General features: G+C 34.9%; 13 protein-coding genes. 7 read left to right on the top strand and 6 right to left on the bottom strand.

Annotation, left to right across the window (positions count from 1 at the left end):
* The first annotated feature begins 203 nt into the window (after positions 1–203).
* The 5 genes from BMZ76_RS10750 (at position 204) to BMZ76_RS10730 (ending at position 6,424) form a co-directional block, all read left to right on the top strand.
* On the top strand, positions 204–536 hold the full coding sequence (locus BMZ76_RS10750) for a PadR family transcriptional regulator (protein WP_091205948.1): 333 nt from the start codon (positions 204–206) through the stop codon (positions 534–536).
* 2 nt (positions 537–538) lie between these two features.
* The gene (locus BMZ76_RS10745) at positions 539–2,260 is read left to right on the top strand and encodes a PspC domain-containing protein (RefSeq protein WP_091205944.1); all 1,722 of its coding nucleotides are present in this window, start codon (positions 539–541) and stop codon (positions 2,258–2,260) included.
* Between the two features lie 2 nt (positions 2,261–2,262).
* Entirely contained in the window at positions 2,263–3,003 is a 741-nt protein-coding gene (locus tag BMZ76_RS10740; RefSeq protein ID WP_091205940.1) for a head GIN domain-containing protein, read from the top strand.
* A gap of 195 nt (positions 3,004–3,198) precedes the next feature.
* A complete protein-coding gene (locus tag BMZ76_RS10735) occupies positions 3,199–5,472 on the top strand; it encodes a M1 family metallopeptidase (RefSeq protein WP_091205936.1) in 2,274 nt (757 codons plus the stop codon).
* A 118-nt stretch (positions 5,473–5,590) separates the two neighbouring features.
* Positions 5,591–6,424 (top strand): GIN domain-containing protein, encoded by an 834-nt coding sequence (locus BMZ76_RS10730; protein WP_091205994.1) that lies wholly within the window; start codon positions 5,591–5,593, stop codon positions 6,422–6,424.
* A gap of 451 nt (positions 6,425–6,875) precedes the next feature.
* Here the strand turns inward: BMZ76_RS10730 and BMZ76_RS10725 are convergent, their stop codons facing one another.
* The 5 genes from BMZ76_RS10725 to argS all read right to left on the bottom strand — a co-directional run bounded on the left by BMZ76_RS10725 (position 6,876) and on the right by argS (position 12,714).
* Entirely contained in the window at positions 6,876–7,730 is an 855-nt protein-coding gene (locus BMZ76_RS10725; protein ID WP_244281795.1) for a magnesium transporter CorA family protein, read from the bottom strand.
* A 227-nt stretch (positions 7,731–7,957) separates the two neighbouring features.
* The gene (locus BMZ76_RS10720; RefSeq protein WP_091205932.1) at positions 7,958–8,839 is read right to left on the bottom strand and encodes a bifunctional 5,10-methylenetetrahydrofolate dehydrogenase/5,10-methenyltetrahydrofolate cyclohydrolase; all 882 of its coding nucleotides are present in this window, start codon (positions 8,837–8,839) and stop codon (positions 7,958–7,960) included.
* A 78-nt stretch (positions 8,840–8,917) separates the two neighbouring features.
* On the bottom strand, positions 8,918–10,267 hold the full coding sequence (gene ffh, locus BMZ76_RS10715; protein ID WP_091205930.1) for a signal recognition particle protein: 1,350 nt from the start codon (positions 10,265–10,267) through the stop codon (positions 8,918–8,920).
* Between the two features lie 128 nt (positions 10,268–10,395).
* Positions 10,396–10,866, bottom strand: coding sequence for a hypothetical protein (locus BMZ76_RS10710; protein ID WP_091205927.1), 471 nt, complete (start codon positions 10,864–10,866; stop codon positions 10,396–10,398).
* A gap of 69 nt (positions 10,867–10,935) precedes the next feature.
* On the bottom strand, positions 10,936–12,714 hold the full coding sequence (gene argS / locus BMZ76_RS10705; RefSeq protein ID WP_091205925.1) for an arginine--tRNA ligase: 1,779 nt from the start codon (positions 12,712–12,714) through the stop codon (positions 10,936–10,938).
* Positions 12,715–12,916: 202 nt separating this feature from the next.
* Between argS and BMZ76_RS10700 the strand changes: the two genes are divergently transcribed.
* Complete coding sequence (locus BMZ76_RS10700) at positions 12,917–17,203, top strand: T9SS type B sorting domain-containing protein (protein WP_091205922.1); 4,287 nt, start codon at positions 12,917–12,919, stop codon at positions 17,201–17,203.
* A 226-nt stretch (positions 17,204–17,429) separates the two neighbouring features.
* Complete coding sequence (locus BMZ76_RS10695; protein WP_091205920.1) at positions 17,430–19,829, top strand: TonB-dependent receptor; 2,400 nt, start codon at positions 17,430–17,432, stop codon at positions 19,827–19,829.
* Between the two features lie 100 nt (positions 19,830–19,929).
* Here BMZ76_RS10695 and BMZ76_RS10690 read toward each other — a convergent pair whose 3' ends face one another.
* A complete protein-coding gene (locus BMZ76_RS10690; RefSeq protein WP_091205919.1) occupies positions 19,930–20,937 on the bottom strand; it encodes a 3-oxoacyl-ACP synthase III family protein in 1,008 nt (335 codons plus the stop codon).
* Positions 20,938–21,174 lie beyond the last annotated feature (237 nt).

Below are 21,174 nucleotides of genomic sequence, written 5' to 3'. Positions count from 1 at the left end.
ATTCTTTTATATTTTTTCTTTAAAAATATAAAAGATTGAAATGGAAAGCAGGAATTAGCTCCAAAAAATAAAAAGAGTATCAGGCAATAGGAGATTACTTCGTTCCTCACAATGACAAATCATCATCCGAGCCAGAAAGGCGAACTGGCAAAGCAATCAAAAAATGAACCGTTTAATCAACACAAAATCAAAAAAAAGAAATTATGAACATTGAAAACACAAAAGCTCAAATGCGAAAAGGTGTTCTCGAGTTTTGCATCCTATCTGTTTTAAAAGAAAAAGATGCCTACACATCGGAAATATTGGACACTTTGAAAAATGCAAAATTATTAGTTGTGGAAGGAACCATATATCCGCTATTGACACGACTAAAAAACGATGGATTGCTCAACTACCGTTGGGAAGAATCCACATCAGGACCGCCAAGAAAATATTACGGTCTGACAGAAATTGGACAAACTTTTTTAAACGAATTGAATGGTACTTGGACTGAATTATCCGATGCCGTAAACCTAATAACCAACCAAAAACAATAGTCATGAACAAAACTGTAAATATAAACCTAGGCGGAATGTTCTTTCACATCGATGAAGATGCATACCAAAAAATGACACGCTATTTTGACGCTATAAAACATTCTTTATCCAATTCATCCGGACACGATGAAATTATCAAAGATATTGAAATGCGTGTTTCGGAATTATTGAACGAAAAGCAAAAAACGGATAAATATGTTATTGGTTTGAAAGATGTAGACGAAGTGATTGCCGTTATGGGTCAACCGGAAGATTACATTATTGAAGATGAATTGAAAGGAACAAATTCCTATAACAGCACCGCAACGAGAGCTACAAAAAAATTATACCGTGACAGAGAAAAAGGGATGATTGGCGGAGTTGCTTCAGGATTGGGACATTATTTTGGTATTGACGCCGTTTGGATCAGAATCGTACTTATTTTATTAGTTTTTGCGGGATTTGGAACTGGAATCCTGGCGTATATTATTCTTTGGATTGTAACTCCAGAAGCTCTTACTACTACAGAGAAACTGGAAATGACAGGGGAACCAGTTACGATTTCCAACATTGAAAAAAAAGTGCGTGAGGAATTTGAAAATGTTTCTGATAAAATAAAAAATGTCGATTATGACAAATATGGCAATCAAATAAAGACGAGTGCCGGAAAAATAGGAAGCTCTTTTGGAGACTTTATCATGACTGTTTTCAAGATTTTTGCAAAGTTCTTAGGAGTACTATTAATACTTGGAGGAGTAACTGTATTATTTTTTCTTTTAATTGGAATTTTTACCCTAGGTTCAGGTGCATTTATTGATTTCCCATGGCAAGGTTTTATAGAGGCAGGGAATTTTACAGATTATCCAATATGGGCTTTTGGACTTTTAATGTTCTTTGCCGCTGGAATCCCGTTCTTTTTTCTTGCGTTATTAGGGTTCAAACTTTTAGCCCCTAATATGAAATCAATAGGAAACATTGCTAAATACACCTTGCTGGCTCTTTGGTTAATCGCAGTGGCATTAGCAATATCAATTGGAATAAAACAAGCCAGTGCGTTTGCAGTTGATGGACGAGTGGTTAAGAAAGAAACTATCAATTTGAATCCAAATGATACGCTTTACATAAAATTCAAACACAATGATTATTTTGCTAAAAATGTGGAAGACCGTAATGATTTCATGGTAACACAAGATTCTACCGGAACTGATATTATTTATTCGAATGAAGTAAGTTTTAAAATCGAAAAAACAGACGAAAAACTGCCTTACCTTCAGATTGAAAAAGAGGCAAGTGGAAAATCCTTATCAGAAGCAAAACAAAGAGCCGAACAAATTAAATACGGTTATAAAATAATTGGTAATCAACTGATTTTAGACAACTATTTACTTACTGATTTAAAAAATAAATACAGAGATCAAGAAATAGAAATAACATTATATTTACCAGAAGGAACACTATTAAAACCAGATGCTTCAATACAAAATTATGATAGATCTGATGATGAATATTTCAACTTACACTACAGTTCAGACAATTACGTTTACAAAGTTGAAAATTCTCAAATAAAATGTTTAAATTGTCCTGCAGATGAAAATGAATATAACGACAATGAAAACGACAGTAATGAAACGTCAGTTACCATTAATAACGACGGAGTTTCAATAGAAAATGACACTATAAAATCAAACAATAACAATAAAGGATTGAAAATAAATAAAGACGGTATCATCATTAAAACGAATTAGTCATGTTAAAAATCATCACATTAATTACAAAATTCATTCTGGTTGTCTTAACAGCTTTGTTATTTGCTTCATGCAACCACTCCGTTAATTTGAATTCAATAGAAGGAAGTGGAAACATAACCACGGAGAAGCGCATTGTTGACGGTAATTTCAAAAGCATAGAAGTCAACAATAACATAGATGTCATTATTGAGCAATCAGATGTAACTGAAATAATGGTTGAGGCAGATGATAATTTACAAAAACACATTACTACCAAAGTTGAAAATGGAATTCTTATAATTTCTTTTGATAAAAATTCTTTTGCCAATATAGGATCTAAAAAAGTTACTGTAAAAATGCCAATTATTGATGAGCTAGAGGCCACAAGTAGTGCAACAATCACGAGTAAGAATACGCTAAAAGGCGAAAATATAAGGTTGAATACTTCCAGTGGAGCAACTATTGATGTTAATATTGAATCTGACAATATTACTTGTGACACCAGTAGCGGAAGTACCATTACGATTAATGGGAAAGCGCTACAGATGAAAACGACCGCATCAAGTGGTAGCGAAATCAACGCTGATAAATTATTTGCAAATGAAGTCAGTGCCGAAGTTTCCAGTGGAGCTTCCATAAGTGTTCATCCTATAGTCCGCTTAACTGCAAAGGCATCCAGCGGAGGGGATATTAATTACGATATACAACCAAAATCAATTCAGAAGAATACTAGTTCTGGAGGCAGTATTAGCCGACAATAAAAAAATATTCAAATTTTAAAAATAAACATCCACCAATCATGGGTGTTTTTTTTCGCCTTTGATTGATCAAAAAGACCTAGTCAACTCTTTATTTATAGTAAAGTTTAAGACAAGCGGGCATTTTATAAATTAATGTCAATTCCTAAAAAAACAATACAGCATTTTTACCAATCATCAATCAAAATCAATTAAATCATGAAAAACAATCTCTTGAAGGCTGCATCCTATGCCGCATTATTTTTTGGAGTTACGACGCTACAGGCGCAACAGAATCCAGTTACCGCCCTACCGAACACGGCCGTATCAAAGTACAATTATCATGATACTTTTGGTCCTAATTTTTACACCAAAAACGGTACCGATTCCCGCTCAGCCAGCGGACAGCCCGGTGCAAAGTACTGGCAAAACAAAGCCGATTATAAATTATCAGCCACATTAAATGACAAAAACAACGAAGTTATTGGCTCGGAAATTTTAACCTACACTAACAACAGTCCTGATAAAATTTCTTTTTTATGGATGAATGTCGATCAGAATTTATTTAAAAACAATTCTCGCGGAGAAACCGTAATTCCTATCACTGGAAGTCGCAACGGAGATAAAGGACAAGTTTTTGACGGCGGTCACAAAATAAAATCGATCAAAATAGTTTCTGGGAAAAATGGAAAGACTGTCGAAACGGAAGCTAAATTTGAAATAATCGATACACGAATGCAAGTTTTTCTTCCTCAGGATTTGAATCCAAATGGAGGAAGTATTAAACTTAAAATTGACTTTTCATTTATTTCACCAGATTTCGGATCAGACCGAATGGGGGTTTTAGAAACCAAAAACGGCAAAGTATTTACAATGGCTCAATGGTACCCAAGAATGTGTGTTTATGACGATATAAAAGGTTGGAATACCTTACCTTATTTAGGCGCTGGAGAGTTTTATCTGGAATTTGGTGACTTTGATGTAACCATAACTGCTCCTGCAAATCATATCGTAGTAAGCTCTGGTGAATTAATGAATCCATCTGAAGTATACACTGCTGAACAGCAAAAACGTTGGACAACAGCTTCCCAAAGCGACAAAACAGTTACAATTCGTTCTGCAGAAGAAGTGAAAAATATTGCTTCAAGACCTATTGGAGAATCTACTTTGAATTGGCATTTTAAAATAAAAAATGCTCGCGATGTTTCCTGGGCATCTTCGGCAGCATTTATTATTGATGCCGCAAAAATCAATTTGCCAAGTGGTAAAAAATCGTTAGCCATTTCAGCATATCCTGTTGAAAGCGCTGGTCAAGATGCTTGGAGCCGTGCGACAGAATATACAAAATCATCCGTTGAAAATTATTCTAAACGATGGTTTGAATATCCTTATCCCGCAGCAACTAATGTAGCAGGAAATGAAGGCGGAATGGAATATCCCGCAATTGTGTTTTGTGATTGGCAATCAAAAGGCAAAGAGTTATGGAGAGTTACGGATCATGAATTTGGACATGGATGGTTCCCCATGATTGTGGGCTCTAACGAACGTTTATTTGCCTGGATGGACGAAGGATTTAATACTTTTATCAACTCATTGAGTGCCGAAGATTTCAATAAGGGAGAATATAAACCCAGACGACCTTCAGATATGCAAAGAATGGCAGATATGTTAACCAATCCGAAATTAGAACCTATTATGACCGCTCCAGACGGGATGAAAGAACATAATATGGGATTACTCGCTTACGAAAAACCGTCCTCAGGATTAGTTATGTTGCGTGAGCAGGTGCTAGGCAAAGAACGTTTCGATAAAGCCTTTAGAGTTTATACCGAACGTTGGGCTTTTAAACATCCAACGCCAGATGATTTTTTCAGAACTATGGAGAATGTTTCCGGAGAAGATTTAAACTGGTTTTGGAGATCATGGTTTGTAAACAATTGGAGTTTAGATCAAGGGATTACAAAAATCAAATATTTAAAAAATGACCCGAAATTAGGAGCACTTATTTATATAGAAAATTTGGAAAAAATGGCTATGCCTATGGTGTTAGAAATTAAAACCAAAAGCGGAGCTATTAGTCGTGTGCAACTCCCTGTTGAAATCTGGCAACGCAATACGAATTGGGCATTTAAAAATGCTTCGACGGAAGAGATTGAATCGATTACTATAGATCCAGATCACGCTTTACCTGATATCAATCCTTCAAATAACGTTTGGATTTCAGAGAAAAGTGAGTTGGAAAAAGCAGTGATTTTAGATGAATATTTGGGTGATTTTGTAAGTAAACAGATTTCAGTAAAATTAGCTTTTAGCGAAGATAATGGAATGCTTGTAGTAACTCCAGAAGGCGAAACATCAATTCATTTTGACTCTATTGGTAAAGATAAGTTTGGTGCTGATCAGGAAGGCGGGATTGAAATTCAGTTTAAAGAGAATAAAACAGAATTTACCTTAAAAATGGAGGGTCAGGAATTCTTGTTTACCAAGGCATAAAGAAAATGCGCTAAGAAAGAAGTTGTCCATAAAAAAAATCATTTTACTAAAATCAAAAAATCATCCATCACAAGCGGATGATTTTTTTATATTTGTGTAGACTCTAATCCAAATGACTATGCAAAAATATACGGCTATACTACTGCTCCTTTTATCAACCACATTGACATTGGCACAAAATAAGGAAAAAATAAAAGGATCAAAAACGGTGACTGTGGAACAAAGACAAGTTGGTAATTTTGAAGCATTAATAGTCGAAGACAATCTCGAAGTCCATCTGGAAAGAGGGGAAAAAACAGAATTAAAAATCGAGGCCGATGAAAACTTACATGATATTATTTCTTTAGATTTAAGTGATAATATATTGCGTGTTTATACTACAAAGCAAGCCACAAATTATAAAAAAATGATAGTCCGAGTGACGTATACCAATGATTTGAATCTGATTACTTCAAAAGATGAATCGACCGTCAATGCGATACAAGAACTTTTATTGAAAACCATTACTTTAAATGCTCATGATGTTTCCAAATTATTTTTGAATGTTAACACCACGGATTTCTTACTTCAGGCAGACGATAAATCAAAAATAGAACTCAATTTAAAATCAGAAAATACTATAATCGAATTAAGTAAAAATGCATCGCTGAAAGCCTTAGTTAACACTACCGATTTGAAAGTGGATATGTACCAAAAATCAGGTACTACTCTTGAAGGAAACGCTATAAATACTATCATTCGACTGGACAACAATGCCTCATTTACTGGAAACAAGTTCACTACAAAAAATGCGGAAGTAACGACCGAAAGTTATTCCAACTGCAGTCTATTTACTGAAACAGCTGTGATTATTGATGCGGCTGATAAATCAGAAATCCAACTGCTGGGTTCTCCAAAAATTGAAATACGAAAATTTTCCGATGAAGCTAAATTGATAAAAAAGTTGAAATAGAGAATCTCTCTCTCCCGCGACCCTTTTGAAGGAGGGGAAGAAAAACTATTTTTGATTAGTTAAAAGTTCAATCAAATGGTTTGGTATTTTTAGGGAACGATTCTTTTTTGTAGTTTTGTGAATTGGGGAAATACAATCACGGATTACAATATCGCTGTAAATAAAGGGGCAGAGCCTACATTTTTATCTGCGCTAAATTGCAATTATGAAAGGCGCAGAGATTATTTTATACAAAAGAAATGAGATGGACAATACATTGAAATTTCAAGAGAAGGGAAATAGTCGGATGCAGTCCGAACTCTTTTTGTCTAAAGCTTTATATTAAGAAACTATTCAATCAAAAATGAAAAAAATAAGATCATAAATGTTAATCAAAAAATCAAAACCATCTTTTTCTTTTGAACAAAAACACACCAAAAGCAGATAATAAAACGGATCCCGAAATGACAATCTAGATTCCATAGCGATTATCTTGTAAATCATTGGGAACGTTCATTCCGTATAAACTTGCAATCAATGTTGGAATCATCAAAATTATCGAAATCGAAGTCATCTGTTTCATAATCGTATTCATATTATTAGAAATCACAGAAGCATAAGCATCCATAGTCCCCGTTAAGATGTCGCTGTAAATATTAGTAGTTTCTTGCGCCTGACGCAATTCAATTTCCACATCTTCCAGCAGATCCAAATCAAAATGCTCCTTTTGGGATTTTATATTCTTAATTCGATGCAACAAAATATCATTCCCCTTCAACGATGTCATGAAGAATACCAAACATTTTTCTATTTGAAGCAACGCTTGTAATTCTTCAGTCTTTATCGACTTTTCTAAATTGTCCTCGGCTAATTTTATTTTTTGATTGACTTGCTTTAAGTATTTCAAAAACCAAACACTGGACGACAGCAATAACTTCAGCACTAAATCGAAGTTACCTTTTATGTTGATATTTTTGCGTTTGGTGTAGGTTACAAAGTCAGTAAGCATTTCCGTTTGATGGAAACTGATGGTGATGCAAACTTCTTCTTTAAAAACAATCCCGACAGGAATTGTATGAAAAGGCAACTTCACATCGTTGCTCTTTACAGGAATTCGCATGATAATTAAAGTCCAACCGTTTTCAATTTCTATCCTTGGTCTTTCGTCAATATCTTCAATATCATTATAAAATGCTTCAGGAATTAGTAAGTCTTCGAGTAAATATTTATTTTCTGCTTCGGTAGGGCATTCAATATTTATCCAACAGTTAGGAATCCATTCAGGAATTGCAATTAATCCGTTATTATTTTTGTAAAAAGCTCTCATTTCAAAATTCTGTAGGTTTATTTACAGCGTCTTGAAAACAGTTAAAGAGCTATATTAATTTAATATTTCCGAATAATAATCGTCCATTTTAAGGTCTTTTTTTAAGTGTTGCAAAAGTATTCTTTAAATTCCGTTGTAGCATCAACCATCAAAAATTTAAGCGTTTTTTTAAGATAAAAAAAGCCTTATACGTATGTTTAAGGCTTTTAATCAAAACTATTTTCTCTTTATTTATTTCTTTTCATTTCTCTTGCCAAAAGTGTATTTTTCAACAACATTGCAATGGTCATTGGTCCAACTCCACCCGGAACTGGAGTAATAAACGATGATTTTTTACTTACTTGTTCAAAATCAACATCACCGGTGATTACATATCCTTTTTCATTGGTTTCATCAGGAACACGAGTAATACCCACATCAATAACAACAACTCCTTCTTTCACCATATTCGCTTTTAGGTAATTAGGAACGCCAAGAGCCGTAATGATGATATCCGCCTGAATGGTTATTTCTTCAATATTTTTAGTGTAGCTGTGTGTTAGAGTTACCGTTGAATTTCCAGGAAATCCTTTTCTTCCCATCAAAATACTCATTGGTCTTCCAACTATATGACTACGACCAATTACTACAGTATGTTTTCCTTTAGTTTCTACTCCGTATCTTTCTAGTAATTCTAAAATTCCGAAAGGAGTTGCAGGAATAAAAGTAGTCATGTCTAACGCCATTTTTCCAAAATTTTCAGGATGAAATCCATCCACATCTTTACTGGGATCAACCGCCATTAACACTTTTTGCTCATCAATTTGCTCGGGAAGCGGCAACTGAACAATAAATCCATCAATAGCATCATTCTCATTCAATTCCTTAATCTTTTTTAGCAATTCAACTTCAGTAGTTGTACTTGGCATTTTCACTAAAGTAGATTCAAAACCTACTCTTTCGCAAGCTTTTACTTTACTGCCCACATAGGTTAAACTCGCGCCATCATTTCCAACAATCAGCGCTGCTAAATGAGGAACTTTCTCCCCATTGTCTTTCATTTTTTGTACTTCTGCCGCGATTTCACTCTTAATATCTTCCGCTGTTTTTTTTCCGTCTAGTAGTTGCATTGTTATTTAGTTTTATGTATTAAAGCCGAAAGTCTTAAAATCATTACAACTTTAAGACTTTCGACTTTTGACTCATTTTTATTTCATTCCTGGCATTCCGCCTTTCATGCCGCCCATCATTTTCATCAGGTTTTTTCCTCCTGGTCCCTGCATCATTTTCATCATCTTGCTCATTTGGTCAAACTGCTTCATCAACTGATTCACTTGTTCGATTTTAGTTCCGGAACCTTTAGCAATTCTGGCTTTCCTTTTTACATCAATCAAAGCCGGCTTGCTTCTTTCAATTGGCGTCATCGAATGAATAATCGCTTCAATATGTTTAAAAGCATCATCTTCTATCTCAACATCTTTCATGGCTTTTGATGCACCTGGTATCATTCCAACCAAATCTTTCATATTACCCATTTTTTTTACCTGTTGAATTTGAGAAAGGAAATCATCAAAACCGAATTCGTTTTTGGCAATTTTCTTTTGGATTTTTCTTGCTTCTTCTTCGTCAAATTGCTCCTGAGCTCTTTCTACCAAAGTCACAACGTCTCCCATTCCCAAAATCCTTTCGGCCATACGAATTGGATAGAACACATCAATCGCGTCCATCTTTTCCCCTGTACCTACAAATTTAATGGGTTTATTAACAACCGATTTAATCGAAATTGCAGCTCCACCACGAGTATCTCCATCTAATTTGGTTAAGATAACCCCATCAAAATTTAATCTTTCATTGAAGGCTTTTGCTGTATTTACAGCATCTTGACCTGTCATTGCATCCACAACAAATAATGTTTCTTGCGGCTGGATGGCTTTATGAACGCGTTCTATTTCGTTCATCATTTCCTCATCGACTGCTAAACGACCAGCTGTATCGACAATCACTACAGTGAATCCGTTCGCTTTCGCATGTTTGATTGCATTTTGAGCAATTTCAACAGGGTTTTTATTTTCTGGCTCTGAATAAACCTCAACTCCTATTGAATCTCCAACAACATATAATTGTTGAATTGCCGCAGGACGGTAAATATCACACGCTACTAATAAAGGTTTTTTATTTTTCTTTGTTAAAAGATAATTGGCCAATTTTCCTGAGAAAGTAGTTTTCCCTGATCCTTGCAATCCTGCCATCAAAATAACCGATGGATTTCCCGAAAGATTAATTCCGGCAACATCACCACCCATTAATTCTGTCAATTCATCTTTTACCAACTTCACCAATAATTGTCCTGGTTGAAGTGTCGTCAATACATCCTGACCTATCGCTTTTTCTTTTACTTTAGTGGTAAAATCTTTCGCAATCTTAAAGTTAACATCAGCGTCAAGTAAAGCTCTACGCACTTCTTTCAGTGTTTCGGCTACATTTACTTCGGTGATTTTTCCGTGACCTTTAAGTATATGAAAGGCTTTATCTAGTTTATCGCTTAAATTATCGAACATAGTATTGATTTATTTTGAAATGCAAATTTAAGCATTTGATTTTGAAGTTGTATTCATAATATTATAAAAAAAACAGCCTTTTTTGAGACTGTTTTTAAAGTTTTACGAAATCGTGAAACACCATAAATTTATTTTTTTTTGAAAGTCAAATAATTGATTCCATCCACATTGTCCGATTTACTTTTCAGCCGAACCTTAGTTTCTTCAATTTCAGTAACATCCCAATGCTCCGATAACTTCATTAATGTTTCAGGACTTGAAAATGAAATAACAAAATCCAAATCATTATTCGGATTATTATCAATACCGTTTGATTTTACAACAGACCACTTCCCAGAAAACGTATTGGCAGCATTGTTAGAAGTTAAAATTTCATTCGTTCCAAAAGCGAAATTATATCCTGAATATTCACTCGTCAGATTACTGTTTTTATCAAGAAAATAGCTCACTTTCCAAGTGCCTTCACTTAGTATACTATTTACTTTTATCAGATTATTTTTTGCAATAGACACTACTTCAGGATCATCAGCACAACAGGTTCCGGCTACATTTAACAAAAAAACACCAAACAAAAGCGGATATAAAAATAGTTTTTTCATGACCAAAGTGTTTATTTGATACTAAATGTATTAAATAAATATTGTTTTCACAAAAAAGAAGCCAAAAAATTACATTCTCTCTGGGACATTAATTCCCAACAATTTAAATGAAGCAGCAATAATATCGGCTACTTTTTTAGACAATTGAACTCTGAAAATTTTCTTTTCTAAATCCTCTTCGCCTAGAATAGGAACCGCCTGATAGAATGAATTGTATTCCCGAACTAAATCATAGGTAAAATTAGCAAGCAAAGCAGGACTGTGATTTTGCGCAGCATTTTGAATAACGTCAGGAAATAAATCTAATTGTTTCACCAATTCTTTTTCTTTTTCATGAAGCGTTGTCATTTTTGATTTATTCGAAAAATCAAAATTAGCTTTACGAATAATCGATTGAATTCTGGCGTATGTATATTGAATAAACGGACCCGTGTTTCCTGCAAAATCTACCGATTCTTCCGGATTGAAAAGGATTCGCTTTTTAGGATCTACTTTTAAAATATAATATTTCAAAGCCCCTAAACCAATCGTGTTGTATAATTTTGCTTTTTCATCCGCAGAATAGGAATCTAATTTTCCTAAATCTTCTGCAATTTTTTGTGCTGTATCTGTCATTTCCTGCATTAAATCATCGGCATCGACAACCGTTCCTTCACGGCTTTTCATTTTCCCCGAAGGCAAATCAACCATTCCGTATGATAAATGAAATAGGTTTTTAGACCAGTCAAAACCGAGTTTTTTCAGAATTAAAAACAACACTTTAAAGTGATAATCCTGCTCATTTCCTACGGTATACACCATTCCGCCTACATCCGGATAATCCTTCACACGCTGAATGGCAGTTCCAATATCTTGCGTCATATACACCGCAGTACCATCTGAACGCAATACAATTTTACGGTCTAAACCTTCGTCTGTTAAATCAATCCAAACGGAACCGTCAGGATCTTTTTCGAAAACGCCTTTGTCCAAACCAATTTGAACCACATCTTTCCCTAACAAATACGTATTGCTTTCATAATAAAAACAATCAAAATCAACACCAAGATTTTCATAGGTTTTGGCAAAACCATCATAAACCCATTGATTCATGGTTTTCCAAAGCGTGATTACTTGTTCATCTCCAGCTTCCCATTTTAGCAACATTTCCTGCGCTTCCAAAATGACTGGCGCTTGTTTTTTGGCTTCTTCTTCCGTTTTGCCGGCGCTCATTAATTGTGCTATTTCTTCTTTGTACGCTTTATCAAAAGCAACATAATAATTTCCAACTAATTTATCCCCTTTCAAACCTGTTGATTCTGGAGTTTGTCCGTTTCCGAATTTTTGCCAAGCCAACATTGATTTGCAGATATGGATTCCTCTATCATTAATGATTTGAGTTTTATACACTTTTTTACCGGAAGCCTTGATGATTTCCGCCACTGAATATCCCAAAAGGTTGTTACGCACGTGACCTAAATGCAGGGGTTTATTCGTATTTGGTGAGGAATACTCCACCATAACCGCTTTATCATCTGCCGAAGGCATTACAAAACCAAATTTAACGTCATCTTTTATTTCTCCAAAAAAATCTAAATAATAATCATCTGAAATAACAATATTCAAAAATCCGGAAACTACATTGAACCGATTTACCTCAACTAAATTTTCAACAAGATAGGCTCCTATTTTATTCCCTAATTCCACTGGATTGCTTTTCACTACTTTCAACAATGGAAAAATAACCATCGTAATATCCCCTTCAAATTCCTTGCGTGTAGTTTGAAATTCAGCTTTATCAATAGTAACGTCAAATAAAGCTTTTACAGCTTTTTTAATAGAGGGCGTAAGAATCTGTTGTAATGTCATGATATAAATTTAAAAGTGCAAAGATAATTCTAATTCCTTAATATGGTTATAAATTTCACTCAATTACGTCTTAAAAACACTAACAAATAAAAAAAACCGTTGTACTGCTTTATTTAGGATTGAGTTAACAAAATTTTAGCATTTTTTAAAAATGACAATTCAATTTTCACTATTTTTACTCTGCAAATTAACAACCTAAGACATGAAAAAGACACTTATTTTTATATTGTTGATTGTTTCATATACTATTCATTCCCAATCAGTTACCGTAAATACTACGAAATATACGATTGACCAGTTGGTGAACCAGGTACTAGTGAATTCGCCATGTGTTCAGGGTACCAATGTAACTTCGAGAACAGGAACAACTTATGGATCGTTTAACGGAATAGGTTATTTTGAAAATACTAATTCTGCCTTTCCATTTTCCAACGGAGTTGTATTAAGCACGGGAGATGTGACTAAAATTCCGGCACCCAATACTACTATTCTAAGCGATGGTATTCCAGCATGGTCAGGCGATTCAGATTTGGAAGCTAATTTACTTTCGCAGTCCGGAATAACTATTAATTCAATAAATGCCAGTTATATTGAATTTGATTTCCAACCCAAAACACCCAATTTCGATTTTTCTTTTCTTTTTGCTTCTGAAGAATATGGGACTTCCCAATGTAGCTTCTCCGATGCTTTTGCTTTTCTTTTAAAAGATGTAACAGCCGGCGGTACTAATGTAAATTTAGCAGTAATACCAAGCACAGCCATCCCGGTATCTGTTGAAACCATACGAGACATAGCTTATAATCCTAGTTGTCCTTCCGCCAATCCAAACTATTTTGGTGCTTTTAACGGAGGTGGATTTGGCCCGGCCATAAATTTCAACGGACAAACAGTTTCAATGCTGGCTTCGGCAACTGGATTAGACATTACGCACGTATATCGAATTAAATTAGTTATTGCTGACGGAGGAAATAATACGGGTTATGATTCTGCTATTTTTCTAGAAGCTAATAGTTTTAATATCGGGCAAGATGTTTTAGGACTGGATTACACAACGGCAAACAATGCTGCAATTTGTCCGGGAAACACGTTACCAATATTATCCGCCGCAGGTTTAGATTCCGGAACTACTTTCGAATGGAAAAAACAAGGAGTAGCATTTTCACCACCACAAACAGGGAAAACATTAGACCTCAACACAGTTAATCCACTAGTTGGTTCTGGAATTCATACTTACAGTGTCACATATAAAGAACCCGGTTGCATCGAAGTCACGGATGATATCACAATAGAAATTTTTCCCAAGATTGGCGTAATTACAACTGTTCCTAACATTTATGTGTGCGATTCAGGAACTTCCTCTTATGATTTTGATCTTAATAAAAACAGTTCAATCATTTTGGCTGGAGTTAACCAATCTACTAGCACAACTGGTGTTTTAGATGATTTACCCGCAAATACTATTATCACGTATCACTTTACTGATGCAGATGCTAGGGGAAATACTGCCGCAATATCAATTCTTCAGACTATTTCGAGTACGGAAAGTGGCAAACAAATTTTTGTCAGAATTCAAAACCCTAACACGTTGTGCTATGAAATTAGGTCTTTTCAATTGCTGATTGTTGCATCGCCACTAATTGCAAATATTCCTGCTGATAAAACATTGTGCTCCAGAAATTTATCTGAAACTCCTCTGAAAGCTGATTTTAACTTAACGTCACAAATTGCGTCCATTACTGGTTCTCAAAACACCTCATACAACATCCTCACTTTTCACTCCTCAGAAACGGGAGCAAATAGCAATACTACTCGTATAACTCCAAATTCGAGCAACCAATTATTATCGCCAAGTACAACATTATGGGTCCGATTACAAAACATTTCAGATCCCAATTGCTATGTTATTACCAGTTTTAATTTGATTGTCACGCCTTTACCAGAAGTAGATATATTACCAGATGTATTTGTATGCACCTCTTATACACTCCCACCATTAACAAAAGCTGGAGCGCAATACTGGACCGGAAATAACGGAACTGGAACACAACTTTTTGCCAGAGATGTAATAACTACTACCACAATGAACCTTTATGTTTTTAATCAATCCGGAGTGTGTACCAACCAAGATTCCTTTAATGTTACCATTGCTGATTTAGACACAATCACACCAGCTTCTGAAACCTATTGTATACAATATTCACTTCCAGCGTTACCGTATGCGAAATATTTTACTCAAAGAGGAGGCCCCACTACTCCGGGAAATATCCAGTTAGCAGCTGGATTTATAGTAAATACTACAGGAGTAAACAGAATATATGTCTGGTTTGAAGATACTACTGTTACACCTTCTTGTACAAAAGAAAACCCATTTGATATAACAATAATACCATTTAGTGTATTGCCGAATTATCCAAATCAATTTGCATGTACTTCCTACACGCTGCCAGTTGATCCAAATAGTGGTGTTTATTATACTGGTACTAATAAAAGTGGATCTCTTTTGTCTGCAGGAACAGTAATAAATACGACGTCCTTTATTTACGTGTATAAAGAGAGTGGTACGGCTATAAAAAATTGTGTTGACGAAAAAACCTTCACGGTTTTTATTAGCGTGGGAAGTATTACACCTCCAGCAGATGTAAATTCCTGTTCTGCCTACAGTCTTCCTGCATTGACCGTTGGAGAATATCGAACTGATGCTGCAGGCAGAGGAAATATTGTTCCTGCTGGAACATTAATTAATGCAACTACAACTCTTTGGTTTTATGTCACAGGACAAACGTGCACCGATAATTTAGACTTTACTGTTACGGTAAATATTGCTCCTTTACCAGTTATACCAGATACCACCCCACAATGCGACGTCTATTATTTACCTACTGTGGCACATTCAGGCAAATATTATACCGGACCTTTAGGGACTGGACAACTTCGTCCAGTGGGATATCTGATTACCACAACTCAAAAAATGTACTTCTATGATAAAGCTGTAAGTGGACCTTGTTATGTTGAAGAAGAATTCCTAATTACCATTAATAAATCTCCTGCAATTGATGCAAAACCTGTGGAAGTTATTCGATGTGGTCAAAGTTATATTTTAGATGATTTAAAAAATGGGGAATATTACGAATTTGCCGGTGGTCCATCGTCAACAAATCCTGTTTTACCGGCTGGTACCGTTTTGACAACCTCAAAAATAATCTATGTTTATCTCGCAGCTACAGCACCAAATACCTGTGTTTCAGAATACAGTATAGACGTTTTGGTTACTTTTGTAAATGACAAAGAAGATCAATATGCTTGCAATAGTTTCAACTTACCAGCCATCTTAGGTATGGGAAGTTATTACACCGCTCCAAGTGGTCCAAATGGAACTGGAGTACGATTGCTCCCTCCTTATTCGCCAATAACTACCACGACAACGATATATGTTTACGTAGAGAATAACAATAGAGTTACTTGCACTGATGAAGACCCTTTTACGATAACCATTTATAATAGCCCTACCATAACAAATATTGCGCCTGTAACCAGATGCGAATCTTATGAACTTCCTTCCTATACAGCACCTGTAACAAGATATTTTACAAAACCAGGTGGTCCGGGAAGCAACAATATTGAAAAATTTCCGAGGGATTTCATCACTGCTTCAACCACTATTTATGCGTATGCCGAATCAGGAACATCTGCAACCGTTATTTGTCCTGTTGAAAGACCAATGGTAATTACTATCACCGAAAAACCAAAACCAGTACTTACCGTTCCAGCCATTTGTATTGATATTGATACCGGAATCACGACTGATGCTTTTATTGAAAGTGGATTTACTGCGCCGCAATACTCCTTTGAATGGAAAAGCGAAGACGGGACTTTAGTAGGTACAAAAGAAAATTTTTCAACAAATGAACCTGGTAAATATACACTCACAGTTACCAATTTATCGATATTTGGTTGTACCTCAGACATCGTTCCTTTTACAGTTATTGAATCTTCGAAACCCGCTTCTGTTACATTTTCAACCAGCGGTTGGTTTACGGATAACCAAACCATTACTGTAAATGCCGTCCCATTTGTAGGAGATGGAAGTAATTTCTTGTATTCATTAGATGGAGGTTCACCTCAAAGCAGTAACGTATTTAACAATGTAAGTTCCGGACTTCACGAAATAACAGTCAGCGATGCCAATTGTGGAACCTACGCAAATCCAATAACAGTGAGACTGATTAACAGCCCTAAATTCTTCACTCCGAACGGAGATGGTTTTAATGACACTTGGAATATTACTGGGATACCAAATAGTGAAAATTTAAAATTATATATTTTTGATCGCTATGGAAAACTGCTAAAAGAATTATCCCCAAATGGCTCTGGCTGGGATGGAACTTTCAATGGCTATGCGCTACCAGCAGATGATTATTGGTTTTCTATCTCGTATACCGAAGACTCTATCACTAAAGAATATAAATCTCATTTTTCTCTCAAACGATAATTACTACTGTATTCTCTAAAAGGGCTTTTCTAATCGAAAGCCCTTTTTTTGTTATTTAAATAAATAAAAATGCAGAATGTATGTAACAAAACTGAGACTCATCAGTCTATTATGTAGATTCAAAATCAAAAAAATTATATTTATGTATAAAACAGTACTTTGTAATACATAATATTAAAATAAATATTTACCTTTGCATCATCAATCAATTAAATCACAATCAATCATGAAACTAAAATCAATCTTAATCTGCTTAATTGGAACATTGTTTTCAATGCAGGCGCAAACTTCGGTCAAACCGACACTTCTTAACAATTTCGGAAGTATTTCAGGAAAAATTACTGATAAAAACACTAACGAGCCATTGCCGTATGTGAATGTTGTGGTAAAAGAAAACAGCAAAGTAATTACTGGCGGAATTACATCTGAGAAGGGAACTTTTCAAATCAAAAATTTAGCTTTGAAAGACTATATCGTTGAAATCCAATTTATGGGATACAAAACAATTTCAAAATCGGCTAAATTAACAGTAGACAATAGCATCAATTTTAACACCATTACTCTGGAAGAAGATGCAATTCAGCTGGAAGGCGTCGAAATTGTAAAAGAAAAATCTACCATTGAACAAAAAATTGACCGCAAGATCATAAACGTGGGCAAAGATCTAATCTCTGCAGGAGCAACAGCCGGAGAAATCATGAATAATATTCCATCCGTAAGTGTCGATCCACAAACAAACGCCATCAGTTTAAGAGGAAATTCAAATGTTCGTATCCTTATCGATGGAAAACCAACAAATATGGATGCCGCTCAAGTTTTGCAACAAATTCCATCCGCATCCATCAAACAAATTGAGTTAATCACCAATCCATCGGCTAAATACAATCCGGAAGGAATGAGCGGAATCATCAATATTGTTTTAAACAAAAATAGCAGACTCGGATTTAACGGAAGTATAAATAACGGGGTAACCTTTGGGATAACACCAAAAGTAAATTCCTCTTTTGACGTAAATTACAGAACAGGTAAATTCAATTTTTATGGGAATTATGGATTTAATCATGGAAAATATTCGAACAACGGTTTTATTAACAGCAAGGAGTTGAATAATGACAATACGCAGATTTTTGACATGAATTCTAAAAACACGTCTCACTTAGCTAAACTTGGATTTGATTTCAATATTAATGACAAAAACACATTTTCTTTTTATACCAATCAAAATATTTCTCAAGGAAAAGATTTTGGAAACACAAAAGTCGATTACGTTTCTTCGGCTATCAATGACCGTTTCCAATTATTTGACAATAAAAGCAAAAACCATTCTGAAACTTATAATTTTGATTACAAATTAGATTTTAAAAAAGAAGGACATAATTTAGAATTAGAAGTGAATCACAATAAAAATAACAGCCCTGAAAACGCATTGTACACTAATATAAATGGCACTACTAATTCGTTTACAAATGATGTAAAAACGTTGGGAAAAAACACCATAGTAAATCTTGATTATGTAAATCCGCTTTCTGAAACGACTAAATTGGAATTAGGTTTAGAAAGTAGAAATGAAAACACAGATAACAACTTGTTTTTGAATAATGCCTACAATTCTGATTTCACTTACGAAAGAACATTATATTCAGTTTATGCCACTCTTGGAAAACAATGGAAAAAATGGAATTTTCAGGCGGGAGCACGTTTAGAGCAATACAATGTTGAAGCTTTATTTAGAAAAGTAAGTGAAGTTGATTCGAAATTTGAAGATGATATTTTAAGCATTTATCCATCGGCTTTTATAACGTACAACCCCAGTGACAATAACTCGTTCAGTTTAAATTATTCTCGAAGAGTGGACAGACCAAGTATATCTCAGGTAAATCCTATTAGAGAATGGAGCACGCCAACGATAGATTCTGAAGGAAATCCGTTTCTGGTTCCTCAATTTACCAATTCCTTTGAATTAAATTATACCCGAAAAACTAAAATTGGTTCCATTACTTCGGGAATTTTTTACAGAAGAATTCAAGACGAAATAACACGTGTGATTTTTACGAATCCAAATGATTCCAACAAACAAATTATCTCTTACGATAATTTTGATAACAACAATGCTTATGGTATTGAAGTTTCCGGAAATCTCGATTTCAAAAAATGGTGGAGTGCCAATATCAGTTTTGATGCATATAATAAGAAAACCCAAGGAACAATTGAGGATACGCCGGGAAATTATGAATTTGTAGAAGTCGATGTTACAACCTTCAACGCCCGAATCAACAATACATTTAAAGCAACAAAAGACTTGCGTTTTCAATTATTCGGAATGTACAGAGGAAGAGATTTAAGTCTTCAGCTTGACAGAAGCCCAATGTGGAAAATGGATATTGGGGCGAGTTATAACGTATTGAAAGGTAGCGGAACCATCAGTGCGCGATTCAGTGATATTTTCAAAACCATGCGATTTGCTTTTGATGGAGAACGTCCTTACAAAACAAATGGAGAATTCAATTGGGAAAGCAGAACCGTTTATTTAGGTTTTAATTATAGATTTGGAAGCGGAAAAAACAAAGCAGCCGCAAGAAAGCAAAGAGACAAGAACGAAACCCAAGGAGGCGGCGGCCTTTTATAAAAATTAGTTTTAATAGTTAGTTGCAAAAAGAAAAACTCGGAGTATGCCAACTCCGAGTTTTTTGATTTAAAATCTCTTCAATTAATTTAAAGAAATTATTTTACCATTTAATAATAGCGCTGCCCCAAGTAAAACCGCTGCCAAATGCTGCCAAAACAACAGTATCTCCTGATTTTATTTTGCCTTGTTCCCAAGCTTCAGTTAAGGCAATTGGAATAGAAGCTGCAGTAGTATTTCCGTATTTCTGAATATTATTATACACCTGATCATCTGTCAAGTTGAATTTCTTTTGAATAAACTGTGAAATTCTCAAATTTGCCTGATGCGGAATCAACATATCAATGTCTGAAACCTGTAAATTATTTGCCTGCAATCCTTCATTAATTACTTCGCTGAAACGAACCACTGCATTTTTAAATACAAACTGTCCATTCATGTACGGAAAATAACTTTCATCATCCGGATCATTATCAGCAAGAATATCAGTAATCCAACGGCCACCCATTCCTGGAGCTTTTACAATTAATTCCTCGGCATGCTGTCCTTCTGAATGCAAGTGTGTGGATAAAATTCCTTTAGTCAAATCTTCTTCTCTGCTCAAAACAGCTGCTCCGGCACCGTCTCCAAAAATTACGGAAACGCCCCTGCCTCGAGAAGTCATATCCAGTCCGGTCGAATGAACCTCAGATCCAATAACCAATATGTTTTTATACATTCCGGTTTTTATATATTGATCTGCCACTGATAACGCATAAATAAATCCTGAACACTGATTTCTTACGTCTAATGCACCCACGGTTCTTAAACCCAAATCACGTTGTACTAAAACTCCGGGGCCAGGAAAATAATAATCAGGACTTAACGTGGCAAAAACTACAAAATCGATATCTTCCTTAGCAACGCCGGAACGTTCAATCGCAATTTTAGCCGCTTTTACACCCATAGAAGTGGTTGTGTCTTCTCCTTTTATAATATGTCTTCGTTCCTGAATTCCTGTTCTTTCCTGAATCCATTCGTCATTGGTGTCTATGATTTTGGATAAATCGTCATTGGTCACTACGTTTTCGGGAACATAATAACCCAATCCTGCTATTTTTGAATGATACATACAATTGTTATTTTATTAAAATAAGAGTTCAAATTTAAAACATACTTAAAAATTTGAGCCGGCAAATTACTATTTTTTTAGCAATTTACAAATTTTATGGCTTTTGTCATCCTTTACAGCTTTCTTCAGTACTAAAATTATAACAGAACATAAATCAAAAAAATGACAAGAAAGCAAACTGAAACCAACTCAAAAGTTAAAAAGAGTTTTTTGTTTTCAATTGTAACAACATTGAAT

The organism is Flavobacterium xueshanense (assembly GCF_900112975.1).
Classification (GTDB): domain Bacteria; phylum Bacteroidota; class Bacteroidia; order Flavobacteriales; family Flavobacteriaceae; genus Flavobacterium; species Flavobacterium xueshanense.
Note: the sequence above shows the minus strand (reverse complement) of the source record. Positions and strands in the feature narration are given on the sequence as shown.

Coding starts and splice junctions, on each gene's coding strand:
- BMZ76_RS10740 (WP_091205940.1), top strand. CDS start 2,263: ATGTTAAAAATCATCACATTAATTACAAAATTCATTCTGGTTGTCTTA.
- BMZ76_RS10735 (WP_091205936.1), top strand. CDS start 3,199: ATGAAAAACAATCTCTTGAAGGCTGCATCCTATGCCGCATTATTTTTT.
- BMZ76_RS10750 (WP_091205948.1), top strand. CDS start 204: ATGAACATTGAAAACACAAAAGCTCAAATGCGAAAAGGTGTTCTCGAG.
- BMZ76_RS10720 (WP_091205932.1), bottom strand. CDS start 8,839: ATGCAACTACTAGACGGAAAAAAAACAGCGGAAGATATTAAGAGTGAA.
- argS (WP_091205925.1), bottom strand. CDS start 12,714: ATGACATTACAACAGATTCTTACGCCCTCTATTAAAAAAGCTGTAAAA.
- BMZ76_RS10700 (WP_091205922.1), top strand. CDS start 12,917: ATGAAAAAGACACTTATTTTTATATTGTTGATTGTTTCATATACTATT.
- BMZ76_RS10690 (WP_091205919.1), bottom strand. CDS start 20,937: ATGTATCATTCAAAAATAGCAGGATTGGGTTATTATGTTCCCGAAAAC.
- BMZ76_RS10725 (WP_244281795.1), bottom strand. CDS start 7,730: ATGAGAGCTTTTTACAAAAATAATAACGGATTAATTGCAATTCCTGAA.
- BMZ76_RS10710 (WP_091205927.1), bottom strand. CDS start 10,866: ATGAAAAAACTATTTTTATATCCGCTTTTGTTTGGTGTTTTTTTGTTA.
- ffh (WP_091205930.1), bottom strand. CDS start 10,267: ATGTTCGATAATTTAAGCGATAAACTAGATAAAGCCTTTCATATACTT.
- BMZ76_RS10695 (WP_091205920.1), top strand. CDS start 17,430: ATGAAACTAAAATCAATCTTAATCTGCTTAATTGGAACATTGTTTTCA.
- BMZ76_RS10745 (WP_091205944.1), top strand. CDS start 539: ATGAACAAAACTGTAAATATAAACCTAGGCGGAATGTTCTTTCACATC.
- BMZ76_RS10730 (WP_091205994.1), top strand. CDS start 5,591: ATGCAAAAATATACGGCTATACTACTGCTCCTTTTATCAACCACATTG.